This window comes from Rhodoferax ferrireducens (assembly GCF_049302455.1).
GTDB lineage: Bacteria > Pseudomonadota > Gammaproteobacteria > Burkholderiales > Burkholderiaceae_C > Rhodoferax > Rhodoferax ferrireducens_B.
The window spans coordinates 17,987-34,020 of the sequence record NZ_JBAQMD010000024.1 but is presented as its reverse complement, the minus strand read 5'-3'; the positions used below and the strand labels follow the sequence as shown (position 1 = coordinate 34,020).

Below are 16,034 nucleotides of genomic sequence, written 5' to 3'. Positions count from 1 at the left end.
CAACACAAACGATTCAACCGGGATTAATCGACCAGTTCAAGCAATGCCTTGGCATAGCGATTGGCGTGCGAACGCTCGGCCTTGGCCAGGGTCTCAAACCAGTCGGCCACCTCGTCATGACCTTCGTCGCGCGCGGTCTTGGCCATGCCGGGGTACATATCGGTGTATTCGTGGGTTTCGCCCGCGACTGCCGACTTGAGGTTGTCACGGGTGCCGCCAAACGGCAGACCGGTGGCGGGATCGCCGCAGGTTTCCAGCCACTCCAGGTGACCGTGCGCATGGCCGGTTTCACCTTCGGCGGTGGAGCGGAACAAGGCAGCCACGTCGGGCTGGCCTTCAACGTCGGCCTTGTTTGCAAAATACAAATAACGGCGGTTGGCCTGGGACTCGCCTGCGAAGGCGGCTTTCAGGTTGTCTTCCGTCTTGGAGCCTTTGAGTGCTGCCATGGAAATCTCCTTCATCAGTTAAAAATTTGAAGCGCTTGCCTTGAACAACCGTTTGTCAAAGACGATGAAAGCTTAGCCAGGATCGGGGGCGGCGTCTAATTGGCTGCCTCAATGCCGCGAATTGTTTTTGACTATGAAAACATTATTTTTGATAATCATCGGCAACTCAATTCGCGGCACCACGCGCCGATATCGGGAAGGAATATTGACCCAGCGAAGCCGCAGCTGTCGCATAGAATCCTGACCCATTCCACACAAGCGACCAACTTTTGACCCCCGGCGAAAAGCCCAATGAAATTTCTTTTCTAAATGATCAGCGCAAAGGTGTGGATGCAATCAGACTGGATTCGTTTGCGTTTCAACTGCTCGCTTGCGCTGTTGGCGCTGTGTTGCGGCGCGTCGGCTCAGACCACCCTGTCTGCGGCTGATGCAAGTGAGTTGGCGCAGATGTCGCTTGACGATCTGCTTCGTGTCGAGGTGCTCAGTGCATCGCGTTACGCACAACCGCTGGCTGACTCGCCATCCTCGGTGACAGTGATCGACCAGCAAGAGTTGCGCAGCCACAGCTACCGCAATCTGGCCGAGGCGCTGTCCACGGTGCCGGGTCTCTATGTCAGCAACGACCGCAACTACAGTTATCTCGGGGTGCGCGGCTTCAGCCGTCCCGGCGATTACAACTCCCGCATTCTCCTGCTGACCGACGGTGCACGGCGCAATGACGCGCTTTACGACCAGGCGCATATTGGCAATGAAGCGCCGATCGAAATCGATTGGGTCAAGCGGCTGGAGTTCGTGTCCGGACCGGCGTCGGCGGTTTATGGCGCCAATGCACTGTTCGGCATTGTCAATGCCGTGATGTTCGATGGCGGTGACATCAATGGCACACGGCTGACGGCTGATGCAGGCAGCGGAGCAAGCCGCCGTCTGGGGCTGCTGGCCGGCCGGCGTGTCGATGCTGAACACGACTGGTTTTTTGCGCTTGCTGCCTCCGGTGCGCGCGGCAATGATCTCTACTTTCCCGAGTTCGACAACACAGGCGGCAATGGCTGGGCGCATGGCCTTGATGGCGAGGACTACCAGAAAGCCTACGGCAAGTTTCGCTTTGGCAACTGGCGCCTGAGCGCCAGCCTGAGTTCGCGCGACAAGAATCTGCCCAACGCCCCGTACTTGACCGCCTTTGGTGAACCCGGCACGCACACGGTGGACCAGCATGCACTGATTGAGCTGGCTTACGCCGGTCCACAAGCCAATGGCTGGCAGCAGCAGTTCCGGGTCTTCAACGGCAGTTATCGCTACAACGGTGATTACATTTATGCGGGCCAGATCGACAACCGCGATACGGGTCGTGCCAACTGGGCGGGCGCCGATTACCGGCTGATCGTAACCACGCTGCCCGCTCACAAGCTGATGCTGGGCGTTGAGACACAGTGGAACACGCTGCTGGAACAGCGTAATTTTGATGTTTCCCCTGCCGCCAGTTACCTTGACAGCAACCATCCCTCCAATACCTATGGTCTTTTCGCGCAGGACGAATGGCGCTTGTCCAGGCACTGGCTGATGAATCTCGGTGTGCGTTACGACAAACACAGCGACTATGCGGCCATCATGTCGCCGCGCGCCGCGCTGATCTATCAACCGAGCGAAGGCTCAAGCCTGAAGATGACGATCGGCAGCGCTTACCGTGCGCCCAATGCCTACGAGCGTTTTTACGACGATGGCGGTGTGCTGCAAAAAGCCAATCCGGCCCTGCTGCCCGAACGAATCCGCAGTGCTGAACTGGCGGCGAATTTCCGCGTGGGTCAGGGTGGTCGTTTCGGGGTGAGTTTTTACCGCAATGACGTGCGCGACATGATCGACCAGGTGCTTGATCCGGTCGATGGCTTGTTGGTGTTTTCCAATCAGTCACGCGTGCAAACCCGTGGCATCGAGCTTGATGCCGAGAAGCGCTGGGCCGGCGGGTATCGCCTGCGGGCCAGCCTGTCGCGACAATGGTCGAGCGCGTTTGACGGCAGCGAGCTTGGAAATTCCCCCAATCTGCTCGGCAAGCTGGTAGTTGGCATGCCGCTGGTGGCTGGCTGGACCGTCGCCGCAGAGTGGCAGGGCATGTCCGGCCGGCGTTCGCTGGCGGGTCGCGTACCTGGGTTTGGCGTGCTCAATCTGACGCTCACTTCCGTGCGTCTGGCTGGACTGGGGGAGCTGACTCTGGGAATCCATAACGTCGGCAATCGTGAGTATCTTGATCCGACATCGTCGGCTTTTACGCAGGACGCACTGGCCCAGGATGGGCGGCAGCTCAGATTGCGCTGGACACTGCCTCTGTGAAGTGCTGCATATGTTGATGTCTGCCAGCCGTTCCTGGCGAAAGTTGTGTGCACTGGCGTTGTTGGTGATGGCACCGCTTGCGCTGGCACAGCGGCAGGCGCCCGAGCCCGAACTGAAGGCTGCCATTCTGGCCAACATGCTGCTATTTGTGGACTGGCCGACCCAAGGGGGGCAAGCGACGGACCGGCTGACCGTGTGTTATCTCGATGCAGGGCCTGTTGCCACTGCGCTTGAACAGCTGGGCGGCAAGCTGCTCAAAGGCAAGCCGCTTCAGGTGGTGCGCGTTGATACTGAAATGATGAAAGCATGCCACGCCCTTTACCTGTCGCCCTTTGACAGCGCAAGTCTGCCACGCATCGTCCCCAATTTGCCAGCCAGCGGCATTCTGCTGGCAAGCGATTCACCAGGTTATCTGGAACGTGGCGTGATGCTCAACCTGGACGTTGATCATGGACGGATCGTTTTTGATATCGATCTGCGCTCAATTCGCCAGGCCAAACTGACGATGAGTTCCAAAGTGCTTCGTCTGGCGCGGCAGGTTCTGGAGTAGACGTATGGAAACTCAGGAAGCCCGCATCGGACGCTCGAATCGATTGAGCCTGCTGTCAACAGGCCTGGCCTTGCTGATTGCCTTCTTTTTACTGATGCTGCACCAGTATGTCATTGGTCACCAGCAGATGCTTGAAGAGTTGAATACCGAGGCGGCGATTATTGGCGCCAACAGCGCGGCAGCGCTGATTTTCAACGACCCCAAGGCGGCACAAGAAACACTGGGTGCGGTGCGGCTAACCCCTCGCATCACCGGAGGAGCCTTGTATCGGGCTGATGACGCGCGCCTGGCGTCGGCTGGAGACCGGGATTTCCCCTTGAAGCTGCCCCGCGATGACGGCACGACGTCCCTGAAGCTGTCAGTCGAGCCAACATCAACGTCTTACAGTTTGTCGGGCGAATTTTTGCGCGGGGACATTGACATCGAGGGCGGCAAGGTTGGCACTTTGCTGCTCCATGTCAGTTTTTCTTCGCTCTACTGGCGCATGCTCGAATACGCCTTGGGGGTACTGGGTATTGCGGCCGTCGCCCTGACGCTGGCTTATCGCCTCACCAGCGGATTGCGCCGCCGCATGATGCGGGCAGAGGAGCAACTGGAGCTGATGGCCTTCCATGACCCCGTGACTGGCCTGCCCAATCGGCGCTTGTTTGAACGCGAGTTGCGCTTGGCCGTGGCGCACGCTGCGCGCGAGTCGGCGGGAGCTGCGCTGTTGTTCATTGATATTGATGATTTCAAAAAAGTGAATGATTCCCTGGGGCATGCGGTGGGCGACAAGGCACTATTGCTGATTGGCCAGCGTCTGTCTGGCGTATTGCGTTCAGGCGACGTGGTGTCCCGCCTTGGGGGAGACGAGTTTGGTGTCATTCTCTACGGCATCGGGGATCCGGACAATGCAGCGAGGGTGGCACGCCTGATGATCGAGGCCATGACGGTGCCGCTGCCGACCGAACCGACCCCGAGCCATATCGGGCTCAGCATTGGTGTGCTCTTGCTGCCGTGCGACGACTGCGATCCAACGGTCTTGCTGCAGCGCGCCGACAGGGCCATGTATGTGGCCAAGACCCATGGCAAGAATGGTTTCCGTTTTTATTCGGAGGCTATCGATGCACGGGTACGCAGCGACCTGGCGCTTGAAGCCGGCCTGCGTCAGGCCCTGCAAGCGGATGGGCGCGGACTGTGGGTGGCGTATCAGCCACAGCTCTGTGCGCAAACCAGGCAGTTGGTCGGGGTCGAGGCCTTGGTGCGCTGGCAGCGCGAGGATGGGCGACAGATGTCGCCAGCAGAGTTTGTACCGGTGGCCGAGCAAACCGGCCTGATAGACGAGCTTGGCGACTGGGTGTTGAAGCAGGTGTGTCGGGATCTGGCGACCCTGCGCGCGAGCGGAGTCGAGTTGCCAAAAGTTGCGGTCAATGTTTCGCCGCGCCAATTGCTGCACGGCAGTGCTTTGGTCGAGCGTTTTTGCGAAACCATTTCGCGCTTTGGTGAAACCGTCACGCGTTTTGAATTCGAGTTGACCGAAAGTGCGCTGATGGACGAAGATGGATCGGCTGTGCTCGATGCTTTCCACGCGGCTGGGTTTTCACTGTCCATCGACGATTTCGGCACCGGTTATTCTTCGTTTGGCTATCTCAAGCGTTTTAGGGTGAGTAAGCTCAAGATCGATCAGAGTTTTGTGCGCGACCTCCCCGGGGACTGTGAGAATGCGGCGATCGTTATGGCGGTCATCCAGATGGCACGGGCCCTGAGTCTGAAGGTGGTGGCCGAGGGCGTTGAAACGCAGGCGCAAGCCGAGTTCCTGACCACCTGTGGTTGCGACATCCTGCAGGGCTATCTGCTGGGTCGCCCCAAGCCGCCAACCGAACTTGTGGCCTATGTGAAAGACATTCCCCAGCGTCGAATAAAATCAGCCTCTCCCAGCCTTACCTTAACAGTGGCGCCTCTATGACGGTGCCGCTTTCGCATCCAGTTGCCCACATTGGGCATGGGAAGCGAAACAGCCAAAGACACCATGAACGACGAACTGCAACAACCCGGCCTCAACAGCCTGTCCAAATCTTTTGAGCCCGCCGCCCTGGAAGCCCATTGGGGACCGGAATGGGAGCGCCGCAACTACGCGCACGCCGGCTACCGGGGCACGGGCGTGCCCAAAGACGGCGCCGAGTCGTTCGCCATCCAGCTGCCGCCGCCCAATGTCACCGGCACGCTGCACATGGGGCACGCGTTCAACCAGACCATCATGGACTCGCTGACGCGCTACCACCGCATGCGCGGCGACAACACGGTGTGGATTCCGGGCACTGACCATGCCGGCATCGCCACACAAATCGTGGTGGAGCGGCAGTTGCAGGACCAGAAGGTCAGCCGCCATGACTTGGGACGAAAGAATTTCGTCTCCAAGGTCTGGGAATGGAAAGAAAAATCCGGAAACACCATCACCACCCAGATGCGCCGCATGGGCGACAGCGTGGACTGGAGCCGCGAATACTTCACCATGGACCCGAAACTGTCCAAGACCGTGACCGAAACCTTTGTCCAACTCTACGAGCAGGGCCTGATTTACCGTGGCAAACGGCTGGTGAACTGGGATCCGGTGCTGCAAAGCGCGGTGAGCGATCTGGAGGTGGAAAGCGAAGAGGAAGACGGCTTTCTGTGGCACATCCTGTATCCATTTGCTGACGGCCCGCAATTGGTCAACGGTGAACTGGCGCCCGGCCTGGTCGTTGCCACCACCCGCCCGGAAACCATGCTCGGTGACGTGGCTGCGATGGTGCACCCTGACGACGAGCGCTACCAGCACCTGATCGGCAAACACGTTACCCTGCCCTTGTGCGACCGCACCATTCCCGTGATTGCAGACGATTACGTGGACAAGGCGTTTGGCACCGGCGTGGTGAAGGTCACGCCCGCACACGACCAGAACGATTACGCGGTGGGCCAGCGCCACAAGTTGCCGATGATTTGTGTGCTGACACTGGATGCCAAGATTGATGCGGTGGCACCCGCCGCCTACGTCGGCATGGATCGCTTTGTGGCGCGCAAGAAAATTGTCAAAGACCTGGAAGCTTTGGGCTTGCTGATTGAGGTTAAAAAACACAAGTTGATGGTGCCGCGCTGCGCCCGCACCGGCCAGATCATCGAACCCATGCTGACCGACCAATGGTTTGTCGCCATGAGCAAGGTCAGCCCGATTGACCCGACTGGCAAATCCATCGCGCAAAAAGCCATCGACGCCGTGCAGTCCGGCGACGTCAAGTTTGTGCCCGAGAACTGGGTCAATACCTACAACCAGTGGATGAACAACATCCAGGACTGGTGCATCAGCCGCCAGCTCTGGTGGGGTCATCAGATTCCCGCCTGGTATGCTGAAGATGGTTCTGTTTTTGTAGCAAGGAACGAAGATGAGGCAAGGGCCAAGGCCGAAAAAGCTGGGTATACCGGGACCTTGACGCGCGACGAAGACGTGCTCGACACCTGGTATTCCTCGGCGCTGGTGCCCTTCTCCACCATGGGCTGGCCCGAAAAGACACAAGACTTCGACCTGTACCTGCCCTCCTCCGTGCTGGTCACCGGCTACGACATCATCTTCTTCTGGGTCGCCCGCATGATCATGATGACCACCCACTTCACAGGAAAAGTGCCGTTCAAACACGTCTACATCCACGGCCTGGTGCGCGACGCGCAGGGCCACAAGATGAGCAAGTCGGAAGGCAATGTGCTTGACCCGGTGGACCTGATCGACGGCATCGCGCTGCCCGAATTGCTGGTCAAACGCTCAGAAGGCCTGCGCAAACCCGAAACCGCGCCGCAAGTGCGAAAAAACACCGAGAAAGAATTTCCGGCCGGCATCCCGGCCTTTGGTGCCGATGCGCTGCGCTTCACCTTCGCCTCACTGGCCTCGCTGGGCCGCAGCATCAATTTCGATGCCAAACGCTGCGAGGGTTACCGCAACTTCTGCAACAAACTCTGGAACGCCAGCCGTTTTGTGCTGATGAACTGCGAAGGCCAGGATTGCGGCCTGAACGAGCACACCAAGGAAGAATGCGCCGTCGGCGGTGCCGCGCACGGCTACCTGGAGTTCAGCCCGGCCGACCGCTGGATCGTCTCGCTGCTGCAACGCGCCGAAGCCGAGGTCGCCAAAGGCTTTGAAGAGTACCGGCTGGACAACGTCGCCAGCACCATTTACGACTTCGTCTGGAACGAGTTCTGCGACTGGTATCTGGAAATCGCCAAGGTGCAGATTCAGGGTGGCAATGACGCACAGAAGCGCGCCACGCGCCGTACCCTGATTCGCACTTTGGAAACCATCCTGCGCCTGGCGCACCCCGTGATTCCTTTTGTGACCGAGGAGCTATGGCAAAAAGTAGCTCCGGTCGCCGGCCGGGCCGGCGAATCGGTGTCGATCGCGGTTTACCCTCAGGCGCAGCCCGAGCGCATTGATGAAGCGGCGCTGGCGCATGTGGGCAAACTCAAACAGTTGGTCGATGCCTGCCGCAATTTGCGCGGCGAGATGAGCGTGTCACCGGCCACCCGGCTGCCCTTGTTCGTGATCGCCAACCAGGCAGATGAAGCGGCCTTTTTGACGCAATCGGCGCCGGTCCTCAAGGCGCTGGCCAAGCTGAACGAGGTTCGCGTGTTTGACGACGAAGCCGCCTGGGCCGCCGCCGCTCAAGCCGCACCCGTGGCCGTGGTGGGTGAGGCACGCATTTGCCTGTTCATGGCAATTGACGTCGCCGCCGAAAAAACGCGTCTGGGTAAGGAGGCAACGCGTCTGGAAGGTGAAATTTCCAAGACCGAAGGCAAGTTGAGCAATGAGGCGTTTGTCGCCCGCGCGCCGGCCGCCGTCATCGAACAAGAACGCAAGCGCATGGCTGATTTTGGTGCGACCCTGGCGAAAATAAAAGACCAACTCGCGCGCCTGGGCTAGGGCATCACAGGCCGCAACAAAGGCCTGATGTCAGGTTAGCGCCGGCGCAACACGTGAATAAAATCGGCGCCCACCGTCTGCTGCTCCAGCAGCTCATTGCCAGTCTGTTTGGCAAAGGCCTGAAAGTCACGCACCGAGCCAGCATCGGTCGCCACCACCCGCAGCGTCTGCCCGCTTTGCATGTCGCTTAATGCTTTTTTGGCTTTGAGAATGGGCAGCGGGCAGTTCAGACCTCGGGCGTCGAGTTCTTTGTCTATTTGCATCGAATTTCCTTGAATTTTCTTGAAATTGGGGCGATTCTAAAGTTCAGGCCGGGAAGACACCGGTGGACAGATAGCGGTCGCCGCGGTCGCACACAATGAACACAATGGTCGCATTGGATTCACGCTTGGCAATCTCCTGCGCCACCCAGCACGCACCGGCCGCTGAAATGCCGGCAAAAATACCTTCTTCACGCGCCAGCCGTCGGCACATGTCTTCAGCATCTTCCTGACTCACGTAGACCAACTCATCCACATTGGCCGGGTCGTAAATCTTGGGCAAATACGCCTGTGGCCACTTGCGGATACCGGGAATACGGGAGCCCTCGTTGGGCTGCACGCCAATGATTTTGATGGCTTGGTTCTTCTTTTTCAAAAATTGCGAAACGCCCGTGATGGTGCCGGTGGTGCCCATGGCACTTACAAAATGGGTAATTTGTCCTTTGGTGTCAGCCCATATTTCGGGGCCAGTGGTTTCAAAATGGATGCGCGGATTGTCGGCATTGGCAAACTGATCCAATACGCGGCCTTTGCCATCGCGCTGCATTTGCTCGGCCAGATCGCGTGAATACTCGATGCCGCCGCTTTTGGGTGTGAGGATCAACTCGGCGCCAAACGCTTTCATGGTTTGCGCACGCTCGATCGACAGGTCTTCAGGCATGATCAAAATCATGCGGTAGCCCTTGATGGCTGCGGCCATGGCCAATGCGATGCCGGTGTTGCCCGAGGTGGCTTCGATCAGCGTGTCGCCCGGCTTGATCTCGCCACGCTCCTGCGCACGCTGGATCATGGACAAGGCAGGTCGATCCTTGACCGAGCCGGCGGGGTTATTGCCCTCCAGTTTTCCCAAAATCACATTGCCACGGGCAGCGTTTTCTTGTGCACCGATGCGTTGCAGCCTGACCAGGGGGGTTTTTCCGATGGAATCTTCAATAGTTGGATATTTCATACCCCACACTGTGCCATAATTCGCGGCTGCACAAAGCGTCGCCCGGGTGGTGGAATTGGTAGACGCACGGGACTCAAAATCCCGCGCCGCAAGGCGTGCCGGTTCGATTCCGGCCCCGGGCACCATTTGGTGATATCAGACAGTATCAAAAACCCCTCAGAACCCGCATGTTTCATAGGCATAGCGGGTTTTTTGTTGTCTCAAGCAGTGGCAAATCGACCGCGCAGGTAACTGATGATCGCGCCGGATTCATACAGCCACTGGCTTTCACCCGTCGAATCATCAATTCTCAGGCAGGGCACCTTGACCTGCCCGCCTTGCTGCACCAAATCCTCGCGATTCTTGACATCATGCTGTGCGTCTCGCCGTTCAATGTCCAAGGACAGACGCCGCATTTCCTGGCGTACCTTGATGCAAAAGGGACAGGTCGTGAATTGGTACAGCACCAGGCCACCACACTGCTGATCCACCTGTGCCTGCACTGCGGGCGGGCGCACCGGTCCAACAGGGCGGGTGAGTCTTTCGCGCAGCAGCATCACGGGGCCAAGCACCAGCCGCAAGGTTTTAAAAAAAGTTCTGATAAAAAATTTCATAGGTGATAGGGAGTTTTTTCACGAGCATAACGTACCGGTGCGGCCCGGTCATTACCGTGCCCGCGATAATCGGAGTTGATCAACCAACCATTAGAGAGGCCTAAACATGTCAAACACTATTCCCGCTACCTTGATCCCAGGAGACGGCATCGGCCCCGAAATCGTTGACGCCACCCTGGCTGCACTTGATGCGCTGCATGCGCCCTTCGATTGGGACCGTCAGATCGCCGGTCTGGGCGGCATCCAGGCCGCGGGCGACCCCCTGCCAGCCGCCACGCTCGACAGCATCCGTCGCACCCGGCTTGCGCTCAAGGGCCCGTTGGAAACGCCTTCAGGCGGCGGCTACCGCTCGTCGAACGTGCGACTGCGCGAAGAGTTCCAGCTCTACGCCAACCTGCGCCCTGCCCGCACCATCATCCCGGGCGGACGTTTCGACAACATCGATCTGGTGGTGGTGCGCGAGAACCTGGAAGGCCTGTACATCGGTCATGAATACTACATTCCGATCGACGACGACCCGCGTGCGGTGGCCATGGCCACCGGCATCAATACCCGGGCGGGCGGGCGCCGCCTGCTTGAATACGCTTTTGAGTATGCCGTCGCAAACGGCCGCAAGAAAGTCACGATCGTGCACAAGGCCAACATCATGAAGGCGCTCACCGGACTCTTCCTGGACACCGGTCTGGAACTGTACGAACGCAAGTACAAGGGCCGCTTTGAACTCGATACCGTGATCATTGATGCCTGCGCCATGAAACTGGTGATCAACCCCTGGCAGTTCGACATGCTGGTCACCACCAACCTGTTCGGCGACATCCTGTCCGACCTGGCCGCCGGCTTGGTGGGTGGCCTGGGCATGACGCCGGGCGCCAACATCGGGGCCGATGCGGCCATCTTTGAGGCGGTGCATGGCTCGGCCCCGGACATTGCGGGCAAGGGCATTGCGAATCCCATCGCCTTGATGCTGGCAGCCGCGATGATGCTCGATCACTGCAAGTTACCCGAACTGGCCGTTCGCCTGCGCCAGGCCATCGATGAAACCCTGAACATCGACAAGGTGCGCACCGGCGACCTCGGCGGCACGGCCAGCACCGCCGCGTTCACGAAGGCGCTGGTCAGCCGGATCGGCGGCGGCAACTGAACATGGGAGGAGTGCAGCACCGGCAAGCTGCACTATGGAGTGGTCTGCCCGTCTCCCATGGCCTTGTGCAAGATGCCAAGCACGGTGTTCAAGTCTTCAATCGGCACCTGGCCGGGCGCTGAACTGCGAGCCCCCACGGCAAAGGTCAGGGCTGATCCAAAGGCCCAGCCAAACAGACGGGTAAGTGAACCATAGGGCCCCATCGACATGCTGATGAGTGGAATGCTCAATTTCTGACTGGCTTGCTGCGTGGCAGCAAGCAGTATCAGCACATCGTTAGGATCGCGCGGCATCACAGCCACTTTGGCAATATCGGCACCCAGCTGGTCGGCCATGAGAAACTTGCTCGCCAGCGCTTCCAGCCCCGGCGTGCTCGAAAAATTGTGAAAAGACAGCACCAGCTTGATGTCGTTGGACCTGGCCGCCGCGCGCACGTGGGCGATGTTGGCCGTGTCATTGGCCATCTCGTAGTCGATCAAATCAATGGCTTTGCTCTCACACACCGCCCCATACAGGGCAATGACTTGGTCTTCGTTCAAGGCGATCTTTTCACCGCCCTCCATGACCGAGCGGCGGGTGAATAGCAACGGAATGTCACCTGCTTTGCTCTTTATGGCTTTGGCCGCGGCAATGACTGCAGCTGCGTCACCAATTGACTCAAAAAAATCAACCCGCCATTCCAGCACGTCGGGCTTCTTGGACAGAACAATGGCAAGCTCAACCATCACCTCGTCCAGTGTGTGTCCGACCAGCGGGACGCAGATCAGCGGCAGCTTGCCGCCCGCGATGGGCTGACCGTGTAATTCAATGGGTTTGGATGATTGCAAAGAGAATTCCTCAATAAAAAACCTGCCAGCGCAACAGGAACACAGGCAGGAACTTATCCGTCATATGAAGTCTATCTCAGCAGGCGCCGGCCCAGTCCTCGGTGATGAATTCGCCGTCTTCCCCGGCTGGCCCGAAAAAACATTCCAGAATGCACAAATTTGTACGAAATCAGCCTCTAGCCCCTACAAATAAAGCACTAGCAGCTATCTAAACAATAGCATTTTTTTAAATTACCTCAGCACACGCACCATCTCAATGTGTCTAATCCCGGCTTCCATAAAGGGTCCGCCGCGCGGCACAAACCCTTGTGCCGCATAAAAACCCTGGGCGCTGCTTTGCGCGTGCAACATCACCTCAAAGTCGCCACGATGGGCGGCCGCAGTCATCAAGGCTTGCAGCGCCGCGCGGCCAAGATGTGAGCCGCGCAGCACGCGGTTCACGGCCAGACGGCCAATTTGGCCAACACCCGGTATCGGCTGCAACAGTCGCCCGGTGGCCACCGGCAGGCCCAGCCGGTTGGTAATGAGCACGTGCAGCGCGTGCGCGTCAGCATCGTCCTGTTCCATCTCAATCGGTATCTGCTGTTCTTGTACGAACACCTCACGCCGTACCACGCGCGCGCCATCAGCCAGCGTCTGCCAATTGCCCGCCGCGACCTCAATCATGGTTTGACCCGCTTCATAGCCCCGCAGGATGTCACGCAGGGACGCCGGGACCGGCCTGGAAGTCTGTGTGGCGGGATCGGCAAACACGTAAATCAGCTCGCAACTGATCAGATGTTCTTCACCCCGAAAAATAGAGCCGGTGAAAACAATGGACGAGGTACCGATGCGATGGCATTTGAGCGCCACGTCCAGTTGATCGTCGACCCGTGCCGACGCGTGAAATTCCACGCTGGCTTTCTTGACGTACAAGTCACCCTGCAGTGCCGCAAAAGTGGCCTCGTACGGCAGGGCCAGAGCCCGCCAGTAGTCGGTGATGGCAGTGTCAAAGTACATCAGGTAATGCGCGTTGAAAACAATTTTTTGCATGTCCACTTCAGCCCAGCGCACACGCAGGCGGTGGAAAAAGCGGAACTCCTGGCGGCTGGTATCAGTCATGGTGCGTATGGGTTGAAGTGGTGCTCTGAAAAGCATGTTGCAGCGCGCGTGCTGCATCCAGATGGGCGCGGCGCGCCTCTGCAATAGCGCGCCCCATCAGGGCAAAGCCGTGCACCACGCCACGGTAAATTTCCAGGTCGACCGGCACGGCGGCGGCGCGCAATTTATCGGCGTAAGCCACGCCCTCATCCACCAGCGGGTCGCATTCGGCCAGGCCAAACCAGGCCGGCGCGACACCTTCCACATCGGGTGCATTCAGGGGTGCAAAGCGCCAGTCATCTCGATCTGTGTGCACGGGAATGTAGTGATCAAAAAAATAGCGGATGTGAGGTTCTTCGAGCATAAAACCGTGGGCAAAGGTCTTGTGCGACGCCGTGTCCTGGTGCGCGGTGCAGCCGGGGTAAAACAGCAACTGCAGCGCCAGTGGCAGGCCCACCTCCCGCGCCTGCAAAGCGCAGGCGGCGGCCAGCGTGCCCCCGGCGCTGTCGCCACCGACCGCGAGGCGAGTCGCATCCAGGCCCAGGCCGGCGCCGTGCCGGGCGACCCACTGCACCGCATCCCAGGCATCGTCATGCGCCACCGGGAATTGATGTTCGGGTGCGAGCCGGTAACCCACCGAGAGCACCGCGCAATGCGCCAGGTGGCTCAGGGTGCGGCACAGCACGTCATGCGTGGCGATGCTGCCGATGGTGAAACCACCACCATGAAAATAGACCAATACCGGCAGCTTTTCAGCGCTGTCGGCATAGAGTCGCACCGGCACGCTGTAGCCATCGCGTGCCGGAATGTTGAAATTCTCCACCCGCTGCAACGCCGGCGAGGTGATTTCCAGAAAGCCGGCACCAACCTCATAGGCGATGCGTGCTTGAGCGGGCGTGAGCGCATGCAAAGGCATCTGGTTGGCCCGCGTCATGCGGTCCAGCACACTGTGCATGGCAGGCGTCAGCAAGGTGCGCGGGTTACGACGGTGACTCATTGAGGCGCGGGTTTTTGTTGATGTGCATTTTTTATCCTACACGCAAACCACCACGGCACCGATTGAGAGCGGCCACCTCAGAACGCGTCTTCAGGCATGTTGGCGCAGGTCAGGTCACGGTTGGCCACCACCTGCAGCCACGCGCCTATTTTGGGCAATTCATAATGATAAAAATAGGCTGCAGCCCTCGTCCTTCCTACGTTAGCAGCTATTGATTGTGTAGCATTCTGGCGCTGCGCGCTTAACGCCACATCGAGCCAGATCCAGGCCAGCACGGCATGGCCAAAAGCCTGCAGATACGGCACCGCGTTGGCCAGGGCGTCACCCGGCTTGCCACTGGCCCAGGCCGCCCGGGTGGCGTCTGTGACCTGCTGCCAGGCGGCTGTCAAAGCCGCTGCGTGCGCCGCCAGTTCTGCCACCTGTTGTGCCTGCGCGGCCGTGGCCTGGATGCGCCCTTCCAGCAGCGCCAGCCCGCGCCCGCTCTCCATCAACACTTTGCGTCCGAGCAAGTCCATCGCCTGAATGCCGTGCGTGCCTTCGTGGATCATGTTCAGACGGTTGTCGCGCCAATACTGTTCAACCGGGAAGTCACGCGTGTAGCCATAACCCCCGTGGACCTGAATCGCCAGCGAATTGGCCTCCAGACACCATTCACTCGGCCAGCTCTTGGCGATCGGGGTCAGAACTTCGAGCAGCAGGCGTGCCTCATCGGCGGCCTCGGGTGTGCCGCTGTGTTGCTCATCGACCAGACGGGCGCAATACAGCTCCAGCGCCAACGCACCTTCACAGTAAGATTTTTGCGCCAGCAACATACGCTTGACGTCGGCGTGTTCAATGATGGGCACTTGCGGCTGGGTGGCATCTTTGCCGGCGGGCCCCGCCGGCCGACCCTGGGGTCGGCTTTTGGCATAGTCCAGCGCGGCTTCATAACCTGCCAGTCCGAGCATGGTGGCTGCAATGCCGACGCCGATTCGCGCCTCGTTCATCATATGGAACATGCAGCGCAGGCCCTCGCCCGGTTGGCCGACCAGGTAGCCGACGGCGCCGGCGCCCTTGCCATCGAGTCCACCGCCCGTGCTGCGAACCGGGTATTTGCCCTCGCCAAAATTAAGCAAGGTGTTGACCGTGCCGCGCCAGCCCAGTTTGTGATTCAGGCCCGCCAGGGCCACGTCGTTGCGCTCACCGGTAAGAACGCCCGCCTCGTTCACCAATTTTTTGGGCACGATGAACAGGGAAATGCCGCGCGTGCCCGTCGGCAACTGACCGTCCGCTCCGGGGATCTTGGCCAGCACCAGGTGGATGATGTTCTCAGTCAACTCGTGGTCGCCAGCCGAGATCCACATCTTGTTGCCGCGCAGGCGATAGCGCGCACCGAGCGGGTCCTGCGCATAGTCCTCGCCGTCCGGTGTGGCGCGCGTGGCCACGTCACTCAGAGAAGACCCTGCCTGCGGCTCAGACAGACACATGGTGCCCGAGAAGCGCCCGCAAAATTCATTCTTGGCAAACACCTCTTTTTGCAGCGGCGTGCCATGCACCATCAGCAAATTGGCGTTGCCGGTGCTGAGCATGCCCGAGCCGATACTGACCGAGGCCATGGCAAAAAAAGCATTCGCCGCCGCCTCAATCGTGTACGGCAGTTGCATGCCACCGTGCTCAAAATCTTGCGCCGCGCTCAACATGCCGGATTCAGCGTAGGCTTTTTGTGCGTCATGCGTGGCTTGCGGCAGGATCACCTGGTCGCCGTCAAAACGCGGCTCCTGCGTGTCCACCAGGCGATTGAACGGCGCGTACTTTTCACGCGCGATACGCTCGCAGGTGTCGAGCACAGCATCAAAAGTCTCGCGCGAATGGTCGGCAAAACGGGGTCGCCGGTTCAGCGACTCAGCATCAAGCCACTGGTACAGGAGAAATTCAAGGGTGGAACGCAGACTCATGGGCGCCTCTC

The 16,034-nt window shown here is 59.3% G+C and carries 13 protein-coding genes and 1 tRNA gene; 6 read left to right on the top strand and 8 right to left on the bottom strand.

Going from position 1 to position 16,034, the window contains the following annotated elements:
• Window positions 1-23 precede the first annotated feature (23 nt).
• Window positions 24-446, bottom strand: a complete 423-nt coding sequence (locus WA157_RS03800; protein WP_011464660.1) for a rubrerythrin family protein — start codon at window positions 444-446, stop codon at window positions 24-26.
• Between the two features lie 309 nt (window positions 447-755).
• Between WA157_RS03800 and WA157_RS03795 the strand changes: the two genes are divergently transcribed.
• The 4 genes from WA157_RS03795 to WA157_RS03780 all read left to right on the top strand — a co-directional run bounded on the left by WA157_RS03795 (window position 756) and on the right by WA157_RS03780 (window position 8,242).
• Window positions 756-2,768 carry a TonB-dependent receptor plug domain-containing protein gene (locus WA157_RS03795; protein WP_422619691.1) on the top strand — a complete coding sequence of 671 codons (2,013 nt, stop codon included), beginning with the start codon at window positions 756-758 and terminating at the stop codon, window positions 2,766-2,768.
• A 16-nt stretch (window positions 2,769-2,784) separates the two neighbouring features.
• On the top strand, window positions 2,785-3,318 hold the full coding sequence (locus WA157_RS03790) for a YfiR family protein (protein ID WP_422619690.1): 534 nt from the start codon (window positions 2,785-2,787) through the stop codon (window positions 3,316-3,318).
• A gap of 4 nt (window positions 3,319-3,322) precedes the next feature.
• Window positions 3,323-5,263 (top strand): putative bifunctional diguanylate cyclase/phosphodiesterase, encoded by a 1,941-nt coding sequence (locus tag WA157_RS03785; protein WP_422619689.1) that lies wholly within the window; start codon window positions 3,323-3,325, stop codon window positions 5,261-5,263.
• Between the two features lie 63 nt (window positions 5,264-5,326).
• Window positions 5,327-8,242: a valine--tRNA ligase gene (locus WA157_RS03780; RefSeq protein ID WP_422619688.1), complete on the top strand. Its 2,916-nt coding sequence runs from the start codon at window positions 5,327-5,329 to the stop codon at window positions 8,240-8,242.
• Between the two features lie 35 nt (window positions 8,243-8,277).
• On the opposite strand, the gene WA157_RS03775 is transcribed toward WA157_RS03780, so the two are convergent.
• Window positions 8,278-8,505: a sulfurtransferase TusA family protein gene (locus WA157_RS03775; RefSeq protein ID WP_422619687.1), complete on the bottom strand. Its 228-nt coding sequence runs from the start codon at window positions 8,503-8,505 to the stop codon at window positions 8,278-8,280.
• A gap of 43 nt (window positions 8,506-8,548) precedes the next feature.
• Entirely contained in the window at window positions 8,549-9,451 is a 903-nt protein-coding gene (cysM, locus tag WA157_RS03770) for a cysteine synthase CysM (protein ID WP_422619686.1), read from the bottom strand.
• A gap of 40 nt (window positions 9,452-9,491) precedes the next feature.
• Here cysM and WA157_RS03765 point away from each other — a divergent pair.
• A tRNA-Leu gene (locus WA157_RS03765) sits at window positions 9,492-9,576 on the top strand.
• A 75-nt stretch (window positions 9,577-9,651) separates the two neighbouring features.
• Here WA157_RS03765 and WA157_RS03760 read toward each other — a convergent pair.
• Window positions 9,652-10,044 carry a glutaredoxin family protein gene (locus tag WA157_RS03760; protein WP_422619685.1) on the bottom strand — a complete coding sequence of 131 codons (393 nt, stop codon included), beginning with the start codon at window positions 10,042-10,044 and terminating at the stop codon, window positions 9,652-9,654.
• A gap of 106 nt (window positions 10,045-10,150) precedes the next feature.
• Between WA157_RS03760 and WA157_RS03755 the strand changes: the two genes are divergently transcribed.
• A complete protein-coding gene (locus tag WA157_RS03755) occupies window positions 10,151-11,185 on the top strand; it encodes an isocitrate/isopropylmalate dehydrogenase family protein (protein WP_422619684.1) in 1,035 nt (344 codons plus the stop codon).
• 32 nt (window positions 11,186-11,217) lie between these two features.
• Here the strand turns inward: WA157_RS03755 and aroD are convergent, their stop codons facing one another.
• From aroD to WA157_RS03735, 4 genes are all read right to left on the bottom strand, one after another.
• Window positions 11,218-12,012 carry a type I 3-dehydroquinate dehydratase gene (gene aroD, locus WA157_RS03750; RefSeq protein WP_422619683.1) on the bottom strand — a complete coding sequence of 265 codons (795 nt, stop codon included), beginning with the start codon at window positions 12,010-12,012 and terminating at the stop codon, window positions 11,218-11,220.
• A 231-nt stretch (window positions 12,013-12,243) separates the two neighbouring features.
• Window positions 12,244-13,113 carry a YbgC/FadM family acyl-CoA thioesterase gene (locus tag WA157_RS03745; RefSeq protein WP_422619682.1) on the bottom strand — a complete coding sequence of 290 codons (870 nt, stop codon included), beginning with the start codon at window positions 13,111-13,113 and terminating at the stop codon, window positions 12,244-12,246.
• Window positions 13,106-14,089: an alpha/beta hydrolase gene (locus WA157_RS03740; RefSeq protein ID WP_422619681.1), complete on the bottom strand. Its 984-nt coding sequence runs from the start codon at window positions 14,087-14,089 to the stop codon at window positions 13,106-13,108. Before WA157_RS03740 ends, WA157_RS03745 begins: the two co-directional genes overlap by 8 nt.
• Window positions 14,090-14,166: 77 nt before the next feature.
• Window positions 14,167-16,023, bottom strand: coding sequence for an acyl-CoA dehydrogenase (locus tag WA157_RS03735; RefSeq protein WP_422619680.1), 1,857 nt, complete (start codon window positions 16,021-16,023; stop codon window positions 14,167-14,169).
• Window positions 16,024-16,034: the final 11 nt, after the last annotated feature.